2 protein-coding genes are annotated in these 2,034 nt (G+C 40.0%); both read left to right on the forward strand.

Annotated features, from left to right (window positions below; genetic code table 11):
* Positions 1–165: 165 nt before the first annotated feature.
* A complete protein-coding gene (locus tag ACHBHN_RS11245) occupies positions 166–891 on the forward strand; it encodes a hypothetical protein (RefSeq protein WP_153048364.1) in 726 nt (241 codons plus the stop codon).
* A 60-nt stretch (positions 892–951) separates the two neighbouring features.
* Entirely contained in the window at positions 952–1,794 is an 843-nt protein-coding gene (gene srtB, locus ACHBHN_RS11250) for a class B sortase, LPKTxAVK-specific (RefSeq protein WP_105122862.1), read from the forward strand.
* Positions 1,795–2,034: the final 240 nt, after the last annotated feature.

Raw genomic sequence — 2,034 nt, forward strand, 5'->3', positions numbered from 1 at the left:
AGAACAGACAGCTGAACCAGTTGAAACAGCTGTTTTTTGGCTAGGTTGGGGTGGCTAACTTCATTATAGAACTTTCGCACAAATAATTTTCTAAAAAAATCCTTAATTTTTTTTAAAAAACTCTTGACATAGATAAAAAATCAGCTTATAATATAGGTATCTGCAGTGGCAGTAATAAAAAAAGAAAAACATAAGGAGTTTTTTATCATGAAAAAAACATTCGTAACTTTGGCAACAGTTGCAGCATTGGTTGCAACTTCATCTGCAGTACTTGCAAACAACAATGCAACTGGTGCACACAACAAACCAAACACTAGCTATGACTATGTTGTAGAAAACTTGGGACTTAAGATTTCAACTTTGAAAGCATATGCAGACGCAGCTAAAGTTGAATTTGACAGCGTCACATTGAACGTAACTGGTCGCGAAGCAACACTTGCAGCAACAAAAGAAGATCTTAAAGCTGCACAAGATGATGTTGCTGCGAAAAAAGCTGAAAAAGACTATACTATTGGTCTTTTAAATGTAGGTACTCCAGTTGAAGGATTCAATGATGTAACTTCAGCAATCAACTTCTATGATGGTGAAATCGCTAAACTTGAAGGTGTAGTAACAACACGCGAAACTGCAGTTGCAGTAGCACAAGAAGACTTGAACAACTGGGTTGCTAAGAAAGCAGAAGCAGCTGCAAAACTTGAAAAAGCAAAAGCAGACCTTGATGCTGCTATTGCAGAAGCTCTTAACGCTGGTTTGACTCCTGAACAAGTAGAACAAGCAAAAGCAGGCGCTCCTGTAGCTCCAGCAGCTAACAACGGTGGTGCTAAATCTGTAGCTCCAGCTAAAACTGCTACTGGTTCTAAAACACTTCCAAAAACAAGCGCAGCTAAATAATTAGTCTAAGCTATCATAGATAAAGTTGCCTCAGGGCAACTTTATTTTTTAAGGTGAATTATGCGAAATAAAAAAAATAATAAACTTATAATAGCTCTGCTAGCCTTTGTAGCTGTTGCAGGTATTGCCCTATCAGCCTTCTTTGGTCTTCAAGGTGGAAAAAACTCTACTGCATCAGGAAACAACCAGCCAAGCTCAAGCCAGCAGGCAACATCATCGTCATCTGCAACATCCTATCAGATTTCAGAGGAAGAAAAGGCAGCCCTTAAAGAGCAATTTGACGGTCTCAAAGGGGTTAACCCTGATACTATTGCCTACGTCTACGCACCAGGTACCAACTTGGATGAACCAGTTGTATATAATGGTGACAATACAACCTACTTATCAAAACTCTTTGATGGATCCGGTGAAGACCCATATATGGGTACAGTATTCATGGATATGGACAATAAAACAGACTTTAGTGACAAGTTGACCTGGCTTTTTGGACATGCCCGTGGCTCAAAAGTGCCGGATAGCCGTATGTTTAACGATGTCAACTTCTACGATGATCAGGCCTTCTTTGATGCTCATCCCTATGTTGTCGTCCGTACTCCGGAAAAAGTTCATTACTATCAGGCCGCTTTCATGATTATTGTTCATGAGTCGACAGCCTTCTATCGCACAAGTTTCGATAGCGACCAACAGTTCGAAGAGCAGTTGACAGCAGTTCGTGAAGGTGCAGTAGCAAAAAATGATAATATTGAGATTAAAGCATCAGACAACTACCTGGTTCTCTCAACTTGTCGCGAAGATGACGTAACCATTCGTGCCAACCTCTACCTCCGTGAAATCCCTGAGTCAGAGCTCGGAGACTTCCTTGCAGAACATAAAGATGAACTAAATTACGTTCCAACACGCTAATCACTAAGCTGGTCACATGACCGGCTTATTTTTTTCAAAAAAGTGTTCAAAAGCTATTGACAGTATTAGCTATAGATGATAGAATAATGAAGTTGTCTCGTGAGGGACTGTTGGCGAAGTAGAAACGAAAAAAAGTTTCAAAAAGTAGTTGACAGGAAATCACGGATGTGATATACTGATATAGTTGTCGCAAGGACGACAAGACCTTTGAAAATTAAAGAAGACGAACCAAACGTGCAG

Origin of the sequence: Streptococcus sp. A22 (assembly GCF_043674215.1) — a bacterium.
Lineage (GTDB): Bacteria > Bacillota > Bacilli > Lactobacillales > Streptococcaceae > Streptococcus > Streptococcus suis_V.